Source organism: Effusibacillus sp. SKA8, assembly GCF_058273125.1.
The window spans coordinates 174562-188890 of sequence record NZ_JBZCSF010000002.1 but is presented as its reverse complement, the minus strand read 5'-3'; the positions used below and the strand labels follow the sequence as shown (position 1 = coordinate 188890).

Annotated in this window: 12 protein-coding genes; 11 read left to right on the top strand and 1 reads right to left on the bottom strand. The window is 56.4% G+C overall.

The window, feature by feature from the left end:
- A complete protein-coding gene (locus AC4ED1_RS03190) occupies positions 1–390 on the bottom strand; it encodes a hypothetical protein (RefSeq protein ID WP_490935956.1) in 390 nt (129 codons plus the stop codon).
- Positions 391–672: 282 nt separating this feature from the next.
- Between AC4ED1_RS03190 and AC4ED1_RS03185 the strand changes: the two genes are divergently transcribed.
- The 11 genes from AC4ED1_RS03185 to thmT all read left to right on the top strand — a co-directional run bounded on the left by AC4ED1_RS03185 (position 673) and on the right by thmT (position 13822).
- Positions 673–1338: a PspA/IM30 family protein gene (locus AC4ED1_RS03185; protein WP_490935955.1), complete on the top strand. Its 666-nt coding sequence runs from the start codon at positions 673–675 to the stop codon at positions 1336–1338.
- A gap of 53 nt (positions 1339–1391) precedes the next feature.
- Positions 1392–1796, top strand: a complete 405-nt coding sequence (locus AC4ED1_RS03180) for a DUF350 domain-containing protein (RefSeq protein WP_490936089.1) — start codon at positions 1392–1394, stop codon at positions 1794–1796.
- 28 nt (positions 1797–1824) lie between these two features.
- Positions 1825–2331, top strand: coding sequence for a DUF4178 domain-containing protein (locus AC4ED1_RS03175; RefSeq protein ID WP_490935954.1), 507 nt, complete (start codon positions 1825–1827; stop codon positions 2329–2331).
- A gap of 32 nt (positions 2332–2363) precedes the next feature.
- On the top strand, positions 2364–3176 hold the full coding sequence (locus AC4ED1_RS03170; protein WP_490935953.1) for a DUF4247 domain-containing protein: 813 nt from the start codon (positions 2364–2366) through the stop codon (positions 3174–3176).
- Positions 3177–3263: 87 nt separating this feature from the next.
- The gene (mnmL, locus tag AC4ED1_RS03165; RefSeq protein WP_490935952.1) at positions 3264–4322 is read left to right on the top strand and encodes a tRNA modification radical SAM protein MnmL/YtqA; all 1059 of its coding nucleotides are present in this window, start codon (positions 3264–3266) and stop codon (positions 4320–4322) included.
- Positions 4319–4978: a tRNA 5-(aminomethyl)-2-thiouridylate-methyltransferase MnmM gene (mnmM, locus tag AC4ED1_RS03160; protein WP_490935951.1), complete on the top strand. Its 660-nt coding sequence runs from the start codon at positions 4319–4321 to the stop codon at positions 4976–4978. Before mnmL ends, mnmM begins: the two co-directional genes overlap by 4 nt.
- Before the next feature lie 159 nt (positions 4979–5137).
- Positions 5138–5659: a phosphatidylglycerophosphatase A family protein gene (locus tag AC4ED1_RS03155; protein WP_490935950.1), complete on the top strand. Its 522-nt coding sequence runs from the start codon at positions 5138–5140 to the stop codon at positions 5657–5659.
- A 32-nt stretch (positions 5660–5691) separates the two neighbouring features.
- Complete coding sequence (locus tag AC4ED1_RS03150; RefSeq protein WP_490935949.1) at positions 5692–8817, top strand: PD-(D/E)XK nuclease family protein; 3126 nt, start codon at positions 5692–5694, stop codon at positions 8815–8817.
- A complete protein-coding gene (locus tag AC4ED1_RS03145) occupies positions 8814–12680 on the top strand; it encodes a UvrD-helicase domain-containing protein (protein ID WP_490935948.1) in 3867 nt (1288 codons plus the stop codon). The genes AC4ED1_RS03150 and AC4ED1_RS03145 overlap by 4 nt, the downstream gene beginning before the upstream one ends.
- The gene (locus tag AC4ED1_RS03140; RefSeq protein ID WP_490935947.1) at positions 12677–13540 is read left to right on the top strand and encodes a selenium metabolism-associated LysR family transcriptional regulator; all 864 of its coding nucleotides are present in this window, start codon (positions 12677–12679) and stop codon (positions 13538–13540) included. Before AC4ED1_RS03145 ends, AC4ED1_RS03140 begins: the two co-directional genes overlap by 4 nt.
- A 42-nt stretch (positions 13541–13582) precedes the next feature.
- On the top strand, positions 13583–13822 hold the full coding sequence (thmT, locus tag AC4ED1_RS03135) for a 2-hydroxymuconate tautomerase (protein WP_490935946.1): 240 nt from the start codon (positions 13583–13585) through the stop codon (positions 13820–13822).
- The last annotated feature ends 507 nt before the right edge of the window (positions 13823–14329 follow it).

The following is a 14329-nucleotide window of genomic DNA, read 5'->3' as shown; positions in this document are numbered from 1 at the left end:
TCATGAGGCTCGTGTTCGCGTATTTATTTTATTAAGCCCTGTTTTTTGAACTGCCTGATTTGGATTTTGCGGCGCCGGTTGGACGGCCTGGGCGGTTTTTGGCGCCGGCGATTGAACGTTCCTGATTTGTGCTTCCGGTTGGACAGGCCTTGGCTGGGGGTGTGTCGGAACATTGAGCACCGGTTGTTGAACCGCCGCCATCTGTTGGTTCAACTTTTCGATTTCCTGCTGAAGTTGAAGTTCCCGTTCCATTGCCGCTTTTTTCTCCTGGTTCCTAACCGCCCGCTCCGTTTCGAGATACTGGACCCCGGCCCACGGAAGCAAAAAGGCTCCTGCACCAATGCCGAGCAACTGCAGTTTTAAGTGCAGATGCTGAAATGTCTTTTTCATCCGGACCACCTCGCAAACAGGAATCATATCTGATTGTCATTATAAACACAGAAACCTGAAGGAAAAATGAAGAAGACACGTTAAATATTTTTGGCTATACAATAGCTATACAATATATGTTGCTGTACAATATAAGTAAATGATTGTCTATTTGGCTTGGATCGATTGCTTCAAAATCAGATCCGACGCCGAAACCTTTAACCGGTTTGTACGTAATACATCATCAGGGAAACCGAATCCCAATTTTGCGGGAACCATAAAACTGTTGAGGAGGAACCATCAATGTCACTGTTCAAACGTTTGCGGGATCTGACATTGTCCAACGTGTATGCGCTGATTGAGAAGGCGGAAGACCCGGTGAAAATGACCGACCAGTACCTGCGTGACATGCAAGACGACCTGGAGGACGCGGAAAAGGCGGTCGCGGCCCAGATTGCCCTGGAGAAGAAGTTCAAGCAACTGTATGAAGAGCAAGAAGCGCTTGTCAGGAAGCGCGACGAACAGGCGCATCTGGCTGCCCAGGCGAAAAACGTCGATCTGGCAAGGCGGGCGCTGGAAGAGAAGAAAGCGGCCGAGCAGAAGATGAACGAATACAAAGCAAGCTATGAACAAAACAAGGCGGCGGCCGATAACCTGCGGGTGAAGCTTGAGGAAATGCGCAAGCAGATCACGGAACTGAAAAACAGGCGGGAAACGCTGGTCGCCCGCGCCAACGCGGCGAAGGCGCAGCGGGACATCAACAAGGCGATGGCCGGCATTGGCGCCGATTCGGCCATGGCCGGACTGAAGCGGATGGAAGAGAAAGTGCTGCAGATGGAGGCGGAAGCGGAAGCCAGCGGCGAAATTTACAAAAGGGAGAAATCCCTTGACGAAGAAATGGAAAAGCTCAGCAAAGACAAGGCAATTGAAGAGGAACTGGCTGCGCTGCTGAAAAAGTATGAGGGGTAACCGCGCTGGCGGTTCCCTCTTTATGTTAGGAAGGGATGAGAGGGATGGGTGAACTGACATGGTTGAACGTGCTGGCGATGTTGGTATGGACAGGTGTTGGGGCCGTTTTTCTTTCCGTCTTGATGTTTGTGGATGCGTTGTTTACAAAGTACAGGGATATTGCGGAGATCAAAAACGGAAACGTGGCCGTCACCACCCGTTTTGTCATGAAATTGTTTGCGCAGGGCTATATTCTTGCCCAGTCGATTGTGAAATTTAACGATTTGGGATGGGTGCTGCTGGCTTCCGCCGTTTCCTTTCTCATTTTGTTTTTGATCGAGGGGCTTGCCCGCATACTCCTGAAAAAAGGGATTGGTCTGGATCTGGACCGGGGAACGCAGGAAGGAAAAACGGCTTACGCTCTGTTTGCCGGCTCCCTGCATGTTGTCGGAGCCCTCATGCTGGGGGCAACTTTGTAATGCGGCATGACGGAAAGGAGAACGGTTGATGAGTCTGTTGAATCGGGTAAAAAACCTGCTGAAAAAACCGGAACCGCCGAAACCGGAAAAAAGCATTCTCACCGTCGGCCCCGGCGATATTGTGGAAGTTTCCCTCGTTACGTATCAGGTGGCCGGACGCACCCGGAACACGCACCGCAACGGGATTTTTTTGACCCTGCAGGACGGGAATACGGTTCGCTACCTGCAGATCGAAGAGCGGGAAAAAACGACCTACGCGCTGTACAGCCCCATTGACGGGCGGTTGGACTCTTTCAATGAAGTGCCGACAACAATTGAAATGGACGGAACCTCTTACCACCTGGAGGAACAGTATTCGGGACAGGTGACGGTAGCGGGGAAAACCCCATTTTTAAGCGGCGGAGAACAGTTTGTCTGGCAGTTTCAGTCGGATGATCGCAAATTGCTGCGGATCGAATGGCAGGACGGGAGATTTATGCTGTATGAAGGGGAATGGGTGCTGCCTGCCGATGTGCGTGTGCTGCGGGGGAGCTAGCCGGTTTTTTTCGGCAGTCAGGGGGTGGAGGAATGGGAAAGCGGCTGTATAAATATTTGAAGACATTGTTGGCAGTCGCGCTGGTAACCTCACTTGTCAGCGGATGCGGCAGCCAAACCGTCAGCGAGTTCTATCCGCTGGAATCTGTTACGCAAAACGGGGCACAAGCCTCCCGCGTTTACCGGGCGGCGGACAAGACGGTACCGCAGGTGGCACGGGAGCTTGCCGCGCAAAAACAACCGCAGGAGATGTCCAAAGAAGATCCGGATCACATGTTCCTGGTTTATCCGGATGAATGGTATCATCTGCAGCGGGACCCGCAGAAGCCCGGTGACACGTTAATTGAAGTCGACAGCAAAGAATTTGTCCGGCAGAATTACGATCCGTCGTTCCTCGAGGGATTTATCGTTGGTCAATTGGTCGATGAACTGTTTGACGTGTTCAAAGGATATCGCGGCGGCTCGTACCGCGGCTACTCCAGCAGGGATATTTACAAACCGAAAACGGATTACCGGCCGCCGACAGCCCAGGAGAAAAAAGCGGTTCCGCCCCTCACGGTGGAGCGCAGCGGTTCGATTCTAAAAAGGGGCGACAGGCCTGCCCCATCAAACGCGACAGATGCAACGGTCGGTTCCGGCGGCAATGTGCTGAAAAAAGACGGGAACACACCGCCGTCAACGTCGGGGAGCACCGGAACCATCACAAGGTCCAAGGAAGGAAGTGCAGGCGCTGTATCCGGTGAACCGCAGCCAAAATCCGGTTCTTCCTCATTCAGTCCGCCGCGCAACAATTCGCCGCCCAAAACGAAAGTCGGCGGCAGCGGGAAGATTACGAAACGAAAATAGTTGATTTTGGGACTTGGTAAATGCCAAGTTTAAACAGAAGGCAAGTCAGGCTGAAAGAGCGTATCCTGCTGACAGGAGGACCCGGCAATGAATGACATCGCGACGAGGAACCGCACCCCGATGTTTTGGGGCGGGGACGGCTATCATAAAAAACGGTATCATACATGGAACCACCATCTGCGGCAAACGTTTAACGAGAAAGTCTTCAAGGTTCCCCTTGACGCGGGCTTTACGTGCCCCAACCGCGACGGAACGAAAGGAATCGGCGGTTGTATCTTCTGCTCGGCTGAAGGGTCGGGCGATTTTGCAGGTGACCGGAAAGACTCGCTGACAGAGCAATTTGCAAAGATCCGCGACCGGATGCACAGAAAATGGCCGCGTGCCAAATACATCGGATATTTTCAGGCGTATACCAACACCTATGCGCCGGCCCCCCGATTAAGGGAAATGTATGAGACGATTCTCGCGCAGGAAGGCGTTGTGGGACTTTCCATCGCCACTCGGCCGGACTGTCTGCCCGACGACGTGGTGGAACTGCTTGCCGAATTGAACGAGAAGACCTATCTGTGGGTGGAACTCGGGCTGCAGACGGTGCATGAACGGACGGCGCTGTTGATCAACCGCGGGCATGATTACCAATGCTATCTGGACGCCGTCGAAAAGCTGCGAAAGCACAACATCCGCATCTGTTCACACATGATTCTGGGGCTGCCCGGCGAATCGGAAGCGGACATGCTGGAGACGGGACGGGCGATCGCGAATCTGCCCGTGCAGGGAATCAAGATTCACCTGCTGCACCTCCTGAAGTACACGCCGCTGGTGAAGTTGTTCAAGGCGGGCGGGCTGCGGTTTCTCGAAAAAGACCAGTATATCCGCCTCGTGGTGGACATCTTGGAAATCCTGCCGCCGGACATGGTCGTACACCGGTTGACCGGGGACGGACCACCTGACATTCTGATCGGGCCGATGTGGAGTCTGGACAAGTGGGGCGTCCTGAACGGAATCGACGCCGAGCTCGAACGCCGCAACACCTGGCAGGGACGGTTGTGGACGCCGCAGGAAGCCTGGGCATCGGAAAAAGGGCGCCTCCATAATCCCCAGGCTTCTTTTGTCGAATTACCGGTGTTTATGGAGACGTTTCTATGAGCGGCATGAACGGCAAGGCTCGGCCCGAAACGGCAATCTTTCCCGGCGGTGGCACAGGGGCTTCGGGACCTGAGGGCGGCCGGCGGCTTCCATCCGTTTTGCAGCAGGCGAAGCTGTTGGTGCGGGACCGTCTGACAGCCGGCGGAATCGCGGTGGACGCAACGGTCGGCAACGGGCACGATACGCTGTTTCTCGCGGAATGCGTGGGGGATACAGGCCGGGTGTTCGGTTTCGATATTCAAAAAGAGGCTCTTGCCTCAGCAACGGCGCGTTTGTCGGAGGCGGGAGTGCTTTCGTGCGTCACTCTGTTTCACGCGGGGCATGAGCGGTGGTCCGAAGTTCTGCCGCCAACGCTCAAAGGGCGGATTCAGGCGGTCACGTTCAATCTGGGGTATTTGCCCGGCGGCGACAAGCGGATTGTCACCCGGCCCGACACGACGATTCAGGCGCTGGATGCCGCTTTTTCATGGCTGGCGCCCGGCGGAATCATTGCGGCGGTGCTGTACAGCGGGCATCCGGGAGGCAAGGAAGAGCGCGACCGGGTGTTGCGGTGGGCAAGCGATTTGGACCAGCGGCGGGGACAAGCGCTGTGGTACCGGTTTCTCAATCAGCAAAACGATCCGCCGACATTGCTTGCGATCAGCAGGAACGGGTGAAACGAAGTAGGGCGTACCGCCGTTTTGCCGCCTCCATAGACTGGTAAAGGATACATGGGGTCCGGGGATGTTGCGATGGACATTTTGCAGCAGGCGTGACCGAAATGTTGAGATAGAAGAAGCGTGCTTTGAATCGCAGGGACATGGGGGAATCACGTTATGGCAAACTTTATTCCCAGCAAACAGGTCAGGGAAGCGGCGCTGGAAGCGCTGAAACAGCGGGGCGTGACCGTCGAGGATATCGCGGAGTTGACGTTTCTCCTGCAAAAAGATTATATTTCGGATTTGACGATGGAAACATGTGTCGAAAGCGTGCGGCAGGTGTTGGAAAAACGGGAAGTGCAAAACGCGCTGCTGACGGGGATCGAGCTGGACATTTTAGCGGAAAAAGGATTGCTTTCATCGCCGCTGCAGCAAATCATCGAGTCGGACGAAAGCTTGTACGGCGTCGACGAGATTCTGGCGCTTTCGATTCTCAATCTGTACGGAAGCATCGGCTACACCAATTACGGATACATTGACAAAATCAAGTACGGTGTGTTGGGCAGATTAAACGACAAAGCGAACGGGCTGATCCATACGTTTTTGGACGATTTGGTAGGCGCCATCGCTTCTGCAGCCGCCAGCCGGATTGCCCACCGCCGGAGAGCGGAAGTGGAAAAAGAGATGATTTTGGATTGACACCGCCGAAAATTTGATTGCACGGAGGAGTTATGAAACGGATTTACACGGGTTGGTATACCGATCGCCTGCGGCTCTGGTGGACGGAAGAATGCCGCCGGGATTTGCGGTCCGGACGGCGCAATTTTCGCTTCCTGCTGCCGACGCGCCACTTGATCCGGGAAGTGCGGGAAGCTTTAACCGAACTGGGGTTGGGAGTATCCGACCAGATCGGGACCTTTGACGATCTGGTCGACCTGGCGCTGGCAAAGGAAGAACGGGTGGTGCGGATCGACGAGCAGGGAAAATTGGCCGTTTTAATGAGAGCACTTGCGCTTGCCGACAGGGGGGTAACGGCTCCCTTCAAGCGGATTGCGGAAAAACCCGGCTTTCTGCGGTCGCTCATGGAAGCGATCGAGGAAATGAAGAGTTCCGGCATCTCGGAAGAAAGCCTGTCGGAGTGGATGGCGGAAAGCCAAGACGGCTCCGGCGAAAACGCGGATGCCGTCGGGGGGCGGAACGCGGTCTTTGTTGCCGCTTTTGCCGAAATCTACCGGAACTATCAGCGGCTTTTGCGGGAGCATTCGGGAGGACGTTTGCTGGACCGGCAGGAAGGCTATCGCGTGGCGGCCAAACATTTGCTGGAGCGCGGAGACGAACTGCTCTGCGGAATCGAAAAGGTGTACATCGATTTTCTGACCGTGACTCCCCTGCAGTTTCCCATTGTGGAAGCGGTTTGCCGCCATGTGCCGCATGTCGAGATTTTTATGCCTTATCCTTTGCATGCGGAGGGGACCGAACTGCTCCGCAAAAGCCGGGATCGTCTGATCACCGCGCTGCGCCGGTCGGGTGTGGAACATGTGGACCTTGAATCGGAAGACGGGCGGCAAATACTTGCGGAAAAAGCGGGGGGTGCCGTTCTGCCGGCGTCGGAGAGAAGCGAATTGTCCGGAATGGCATTGCTGGCGCGGACTGTTTTTGAGGAGGACGGAAAGCGCTTGCCCAATCCGGGGGTGGAGTTGATTCCCAGCGCTTCGCCGCTGCAGGAAGTCCGCGCCGTCGCAAAAGAGATCAAACGTCTTGTGCGGGACGGCTGGAACGTGGAAGAGATTGCGATCGTGGCGGCGGACGACGCCGTTTACCGCCCGTTGATCCGGCGCGTGTTTCGGGAGAACCGGATCGCGGTATGTCTCGCGGAAATCAAGAATCTTGTCGAGGTTCCCCTGGTGCGCAGGGTGATGCAGGCTGTCACGGAGGCACAGGCCGATTTTTCGGAAAAAGCGGCGTATGCCCAGCACGCTGAGTCGGTCCGGCAACTGGTTTCCCGCCAGCAGTTGACGGAGAGTCTTTTTGCGCGGGCGGCGCTTGGCGGAGTCTACGGCATGCGGGATTTGCGGCGGGACATCCGGGCGTGGCAAGCTTGCCAGGACAGTCTTGAAAGTCTGGTTCGGGCGAAACGGCTGTACGGCGACCCGGAGGTTTCGTTTTCTTTATTTTGGAAAGAATGGAAGGAACTGTTGTATCAAGGGAAAGTCCAGGTGGACGAGGGCGCGGGACAAGGCGTGAAAGTCTACCGGCCCGCCGAAATGCGAGGGTTGTCGCACCGGGCCGTATTCCTCCTGGGCTTGAATGAAGGGCGTTACCCGAAGAAAACGGGGGAACACTGGCTGCTCGAACGGATCGAGCGGGAGGCGGAAAAGCGGGGCTTTGTGTTGCAGCGACGGGAGCAGGCGGAACTGCAAAACCTGTTGTTTCGCAACTGCATCCAGGCCGCGGCCGAAAAGCTTTATTTGGGATTCCAGAGCCCGGACGCGGACGAACGCCATCTGCCTTCTCCCTATTTGGAGGCTGTGGTTCGCCGTTTGGAGGACGGGGAGTGGAAAGCACCGGCCCGTTTTCAAAGCGCGATGTCGATGCTGCCGCTTCCGGACCGCTGGGAGGAGTTGTCAAGCCGCCGCGAATGGCGGGAACGCGCAGCCGTCTGGTTGGGCGGGGAACTGTCGCTCCATGTCGGCGCCGAACCGGATGCGGCGGCGCTCCGGTCGCTGAAACGGGAGTTCGCTTCGGTTGAAGGCGTTGACGGTGTGCCGCTGCGGCAAATCGTTGGCCGCCTGAACGTGGAACGGCAGCGTCACGGCGGACAGCCGGGACGGTTTGCCGGGCGGTTGGACAATCCTGCCATCCGGGCGATGCTGCAGGAGAGATTTGGGCCGGATTACCCCTGGAGCGCGTCGGTTTTAAACGATTATGCCGTGTGTCCGTTCAAATTTTTCGCGGCGAGGGTGTTGCAGATTCAGCCGAAAGCGCCGGAGACGGACGGGATTCCGGTGGATGAAAAAGGCGGCTTTCTGCATCGTCTCGCCCAGCGGCTGTTGCTGCCGCTGACAAAGGAACCCCGGGTCGGGCCGGAGCAGGCGCAGCGGGTGCTTGACGGTTACGACGCGGTTTTTGAGGAGACCTGCCGGGAGTGGGAAGGAACCGGATTGACCTCTTCCCCTTATTGGTCGGCGGAAAAACTTCGTCTGCAAAAAGAAATGCGCCTCTGGCTGGAACGGGAAATGGAGTGCCTCCTGCAATCCCGCATGCGCCCTGTTCGCTTGGAGTGGTCGTTTGGCAGCGAGCTTCGGGCCGATGACCGGCAATCCCCGGACCCCGACTCGACGGAGGAACTGATCGCCCTCCGGGTTGGCGGTGAGACGATGCGGTTGCGCGGGCGAATCGACCGGATCGATGTGGCGGAAGACGGAACCCGGTTTGTCGTCTACGATTACAAGACCAGTCTGAATCCCAAGAAGTACAAGGGCATCAAGGATCTGCAGGAGGGAACCAACTGGCAGTTGCCCCTGTATTTAGCCGCTTACATGGAATGGGCCAAACGAAACGGGACGGACATCATCCCGTTGGGCGGCGGCTTTCTGCAAATGTCCCCGCTGCCCGCGAAAATGGTCGGCGTCTGGACAAACGACGCCGCCATGTGGGGAATCACGGAAACGAAGAAAGCGGATTTGACGGAGGATCTGCAAATGCTGTTGGACGAGTCGCTGGAGCGGGTTGCCGAGCAGCAGGAGGCGTTGCGCGAGGGGGTATTTGACGCCCGGCCCCGCACCGAATGCGATCCGTATTGCCAGTATCTGTCCGTATGCCGGTTTGATCCGGCGAAAAAGGAGCGTACGACATGACGTTGCAACAACCGATCCAACGGGTGCGCAACCCGGAACCCAATGAAGCGCAATTGAAAGCCATCGTCAATCTGGACGATGATCTTTTGGTGGCGGCGGGTGCCGGTTCCGGTAAAACGTGGGTTTTGACGGAACGATATATGGAAATGCTGGCACGTGGTGCGCATCCGGGCCAGATTGTGGCGATCACCTTCACCGAATTGGCTGCAGCCGAGATGAAACGGCGGATTCGCGGAGCGGTTGAGAAATGGATTGACCAGGCGGAAGATCCCGCCGAAAAAAAGCGCTGGCGCCGAATGCATAGCGAACTTGATTCTGCGGTCATCTCGACGATTCACGGATTTTGCATGCGGATTTTGAAAGAGCATCCGGTGGAGGCGGGCATCGACCCGCAGGCGGAAGTTTTGGAGCCGGAGGATGCGGAACGGCTGTTGGCGGAAGCGGTTGACGAATTGCTGGAAGAGGCCTTACGCGAGCGGTTTGAGGAGATTAAGCCGCTTTATCTTGCATGGGGTGGCCGCCGGGGTATGGTCGAGGCGCTTTTGGCCGCCCATGAAGCCATTCAGACTTTCGATTATCCGGTAGAGCAGATTTTGGCCGATACGGAACGCTCATTTGCCTGGATGCGTTCCCGGATTCCGGCGATTGCGGATGAGATCGACAAGCTGGTTGACGCCATTATTTGGCCCGAGTTGGCCGCTCTGCTGGCGGACGGCAAAAAAAAGCCGCCGCAGTACGCATGCCAAATGGAGGCATGGGTACGCCAGTGGCGGGAGCGGTCGCCTTTCCTGCGGACATGGGACGGTGTGGCGGATCCCGACGTGCGGCGGACGATTCGTGATCTGGTGAAAACGATCTGGCGAAAAAACGGTTCCGAGGCGCTAAGAGAAGCCCATGAGCAAATCAAGGAGGTTTTGTTGCCGCGGTTGGCGCGGTTGGAACTGGGCCCGGACGCGGCGGATCGCGTCCGCGCGTTTTGCGGTTTGCTCGCATCCTTGGAAGCGCGTTACAACAGCAAAAAAGAACAGCGGCACGCGCTGGATTTTCACGATTTGGAGTGCTTAACCGCCAAATTGCTGGCGGAACACCCGGAAGTGGCGGCGATGTACGGCAAGCGGTTCAAGTTTGTGATGATCGACGAATTCCAGGACACCAACCGCCTGCAGAAATCGATCATTGACCGGCTGACGGATGGGGGACAGGTCAAAAAGTTTCTGGTCGGCGACGGCAAACAGTCGATCTACAAGTTCCGCGGGGCGGATGTCGACATTTTTCAGGAAGTGGAGGAAGGACACCGGAGGGCGGGAGCGGGGGACCGGTTGATCGATATGGGAACCAACTTCCGGACACAGGCGGGCATTATTCATTACATCAATGATTTTTTTGCCGATCTGATGCAAAACGCCGAAGTGAAACACGCGCGGCAAGTGCGTTTCGCCAAGCTCCAGCCGGCGCGGAACCCGGAACACGCTGATCCGTGTGTGGAGATTTTGGTCTGCCGGACGGAAGAAGACGAAGACGCGCGGGACGGCGAGGCCGATTGGATCGCCCGGCGGATCCGGGAGTTGGTTGACGGCCGGGCGCCTTTGGTGTATCGAAAACGGCCGGGGGAACAGGAAGAGTCCGCCCATCCGGTTCAGTACGGCGATATTGCGCTCCTGTTCTCGGCCACTACCCATCTGCCCGTGTACGAAAGGGCGCTGCAGCGGTACGGCATTCCCTATGCGGTGGAAAAAGGCCGTCAGTTCTATAAAAAACGGGAAATCACCGATATCCTTTGCTGGTTGACCGCGCTCGTCGATCCGGAGGATGAAGTGGCGCTGGCGGCGCTCTTGCGTTCTCCCGTGTTCGCTTTATCGGACGAGACGCTGTTCTGGCTCGCGCAGGAAGGATCGCTGGCGGCGGGGCTGGCGTTGGTTGCGGACGCGGTATCCGTGCCGGAGGGCGGTCCGGCAGTCGCGGCAAGTCCGGCGGGGAGTCCTGCAGGGAGCTTCATGAACAGCGGTTCGAAAGAGCCGCAACAGGTACCCGAAAAGCTCGCCCGGTTGAAAGAACGCCTGGGGGAAGAGGAGTACGAAAAAACGGTGTGGGCGGCCATTCGGATTTCTAAATGGCGGGAAAGTTTCCAATTGCATCCATTGTCCGATTTTCTTTGGTCGATTCTGCAGGAAAGCGGCTATCTGGAAGTGCTGCTGGCCGGTTTTGGCGGAGAGCAGAGGTACGCCAACGTGCTGAAACTGGTTGAGATCGCCGAAGAATTGCAGCGGAAAGAGGGATACGGGGCCGCGGAGTTTGTCGAGTATCTCAAACGGATGCGGGAAGACGACGTGCAGGAGACGGAAGCGCAGTTGGGCGGCTCGTCTGTTGCCGCCGGCGGGGCCGTTCGCCTGATGACGGTGCATGCGTCGAAAGGGCTGGAATTTCCCGTGGTGATCCTACCCGACCTGAAGCGCCCCCTGAAAACGGGGGATTCCGCTTACTGCCTGATCCGCCCCGGCATGGGCATGGGACTGAAAGCGGAACGTTACGGCGAGAAGGCGGAGGAAGGAGAACTGGAAGTCCGGGGCGACGGACTGTACCAGTTGATGAAGGAGCAGGAGAACGAACGGGAACTGTTGGAAGAGCAGCGCAAACTGTATGTGGCGATGACCCGCGCCCGCGATTATCTGATTTTGGCTGTAACCAAGCCGAAGCGGGAGGTTCGTTCCTGGCAAAAATGGATTTTGCGGCATGCCGGCTTTGCCAAGTGGGACGATATCACGCCCGGTGTGCTGGAAAAAGAAGATTCCGCCCAAGGCGGCGGATATCGGATTGCGGTACACGACAATGTGGGGCAACCGCTGGCCGGTTTTGACAGGGCTCGAAAAAGGACCTGGGAAATGCTCTATGCAAACGGAGGAGGCGCGGGGGAAGCGGATGCCAGTGGTCAAGACGGCGGTCCTCCCGGATTGATGTTCCCGGTAGGTAATCCGGACGCCCCGCAACTGCCGACTCTTTCCGCTTCCGCCTATATGGCCTATCGCACGTGCCAGCGCCGTTTTTATTTGCGCTATTTGTTCCGGCTTCCGGAGCCGCAGACCCCGGAGGGACAGCCGGTATTGGCGGATTTGTCTGCAGCGGGTCTACCTGACCGGGAGGAAGAAGACGTTGCGGCGGGAGCCGGTATGGGCGGGTACGGTTCGGAAGCGACCGACGGGTACGCCGCTGTCCGGCCGGAAGTTCGGCGGCGCCGCATCCATGCGGATCTGCGCGGTACTTTGGTGCACGGCTTGTTTGAGCGATTGCGGGAACCGGCGAGCAAAGGGGAGTTGATCCACAATCAGCTTCAGGCGGCAAAAGGAATTCGCGCCGAAGACAAACCCGCCGTTGCCTCCTATCTTAAAAAAATGGCGGACCGCTACTTGAACAGCCCGTGGTTTCATCCCGATTCGCTGCGTGAACAAGCCTTTTATTTGAAAATCGGTTCCGCGCTGGTGCATGGCTTTATCGATGTCGTGATTCCGGAAGCGGACGGAACCCTGACCATCGTCGATTTCAAGACAAACGAGTTCCAGAGTTCCGGGCAGATGGCGGAACTTGCGGACAAATACCGCATTCAGCTGCAATTGTACGCGGTTGCGGCACAGGCCGTTTTTCAAAAGCCGGTGAAACGGGCCATCCTCTATTTCCTTGGCGCGGACGAATCGGTTGTCGTCGATGTCGGCGAGAGCGTGCTCACCCGGCTGACGGACGATCTGGCGCAAACTTGCAGGAAGCTGTCGGAAGGCTGTACCATAGAGGCATATCCAATGACAGAACAACGCGCCGTTTGCGGGAGATGCGGATATCGTACCCTCTGCGGCAGAAATGAGAGTGCAAAATGAACTTAAAGCGGATTCGGACTTACATGTTGGTTGTTGAGCATAAAAATTTCTCAATGGTGGCGGATCTGCTGGATATCAGCCAGCCGGCGGTCAGCAAGCAGATCAAGACGCTGGAAGAAGATCTGGGAGTCGTTCTCCTGCGCCGGGATTCCGTCGAGCCGACCGAAGCCGGAAGGCTGGTTTACAAAAAGGGGAAACAACTGCTTGCGGCCTGGAACGAACTGGTTGACGAGTGCCGCGCCCTGCAGGGAGAATTGACGGGTATCTTGCGAATCGGGACAAGCACCATTCCCGGGTCCTATCTGGTGCCTCCCATTCTCAGGGAGTTCCGCAACCGGTATCCGCGCATGGAGGTGCGCCTGTCCGTCCACGATTCGGAGGAAGTGCTGGGTCTTTTGCGGGACGGGAAGCTTGACATCGGGATCATTGGCATGGAACCGCGGGGCAGCCAGTTTGTCGGGTACGTGATCGCCCGGGACCGGATGTTGATCATCGGTCCCGTCGATAGTGAAGAGATTGACGGGTTCGGCGATATCAAGGGAAAGCCGTTTATCTTCCGCGAAGAAGGGTCGGGCACCTGGCATGCCGCGAAGGAAGGCCTGCGGAAATGGGGTGGAACGGTGGACGAATTAAACTGCGTCGCTGAGGTCGACAATACGGAAACGATCATCTCCATGGTGGAAGCGGGTCTAGGGTATTCAATTGTGTCCGATCTTGCTGCAAAGCCGGCCACCAGGTACGGCCGCATCAAAGTTTTGGCGGAACTGCCGGTGGAGCGTGGCTTTTATCTGACCTACCTGTCTTCCAAACAACAGAATCCGGCCATCACCGCGTTTGTGAATCTGTTGGTAAACGAGTGACAAGGCGAGACCACACATATATCGTTGGCAGGAGGATCGTTGATGCCGATTATTTCGATAAAACTGGCGAAAGGCCGCTCTATTGAACAAAAACGCGAACTGGCGCAAGCGGTGACGGACGCCGTCGCGGAAAAATTGGACGTGAAGCGCGAATGGATCACCGTTTTGTTTGAAGAATACGACAGGCAGAATTGGGCGACCGGCGGCGAACTGCACAGCGACAAATTCGGCGAAGGGTTCGGCAGGCAGGGCACCGGCGAAGCGGATTCCGGGCGGGAATAAGGGCCGGCCCCTAAGGTTTGCAGGAGGATGAAGGAACATTTCATGATGTAACTGAGCTTGCTTATAACTTGATTTAAGTTGATGCATTAGTGGGCCTCGGCGGGAGGCTAGGCTATTTTTTACAAGGGACTTTCAAGGAGCATCGCGTGTGATTTTTCTTCCATTTTTGGTAATATTGGAAGAGAGACTTGCTGTCTTCGGCTTTTTAAAAAAATGCACTTCTCGCTATATGTGCCAACTCTTGTCGAGCTCCATTGGTTGAATGATTTACTCTCATTCGCGACACACGCAATGGGCCAATTGCTTGCCTATAGCAAGCATTAGAAAAGTTTTAACACGACAACAAGCACGATCAAGAGAAACAGCAATACTGCCAGATTGTCCTTCATTATTTTTCCTCCTTTCGAAACAGCTTAATCAGCCTTTTCTAAATTTGTTGGCTGTAGGATACCCATTTGTAGCAAAAGCAATTCGTGTACTCCGCTATATAAATACAGGAGGGGTAGG

Bases quoted from the DNA above. Each gene is read 5' to 3' on its own strand.
- AC4ED1_RS03190 (WP_490935956.1), bottom strand. From the start codon at position 390: ATGAAAAAGACATTTCAGCATCTGCACTTAAAACTGCAGTTGCTCGGC.
- AC4ED1_RS03185 (WP_490935955.1), top strand. From the start codon at position 673: ATGTCACTGTTCAAACGTTTGCGGGATCTGACATTGTCCAACGTGTAT.
- AC4ED1_RS03175 (WP_490935954.1), top strand. From the start codon at position 1,825: ATGAGTCTGTTGAATCGGGTAAAAAACCTGCTGAAAAAACCGGAACCG.
- AC4ED1_RS03170 (WP_490935953.1), top strand. From the start codon at position 2,364: ATGGGAAAGCGGCTGTATAAATATTTGAAGACATTGTTGGCAGTCGCG.
- mnmL (WP_490935952.1), top strand. From the start codon at position 3,264: ATGAATGACATCGCGACGAGGAACCGCACCCCGATGTTTTGGGGCGGG.
- mnmM (WP_490935951.1), top strand. From the start codon at position 4,319: ATGAGCGGCATGAACGGCAAGGCTCGGCCCGAAACGGCAATCTTTCCC.
- AC4ED1_RS03155 (WP_490935950.1), top strand. From the start codon at position 5,138: ATGGCAAACTTTATTCCCAGCAAACAGGTCAGGGAAGCGGCGCTGGAA.
- AC4ED1_RS03150 (WP_490935949.1), top strand. From the start codon at position 5,692: ATGAAACGGATTTACACGGGTTGGTATACCGATCGCCTGCGGCTCTGG.
- AC4ED1_RS03145 (WP_490935948.1), top strand. From the start codon at position 8,814: ATGACGTTGCAACAACCGATCCAACGGGTGCGCAACCCGGAACCCAAT.
- AC4ED1_RS03140 (WP_490935947.1), top strand. From the start codon at position 12,677: ATGAACTTAAAGCGGATTCGGACTTACATGTTGGTTGTTGAGCATAAA.
- thmT (WP_490935946.1), top strand. From the start codon at position 13,583: ATGCCGATTATTTCGATAAAACTGGCGAAAGGCCGCTCTATTGAACAA.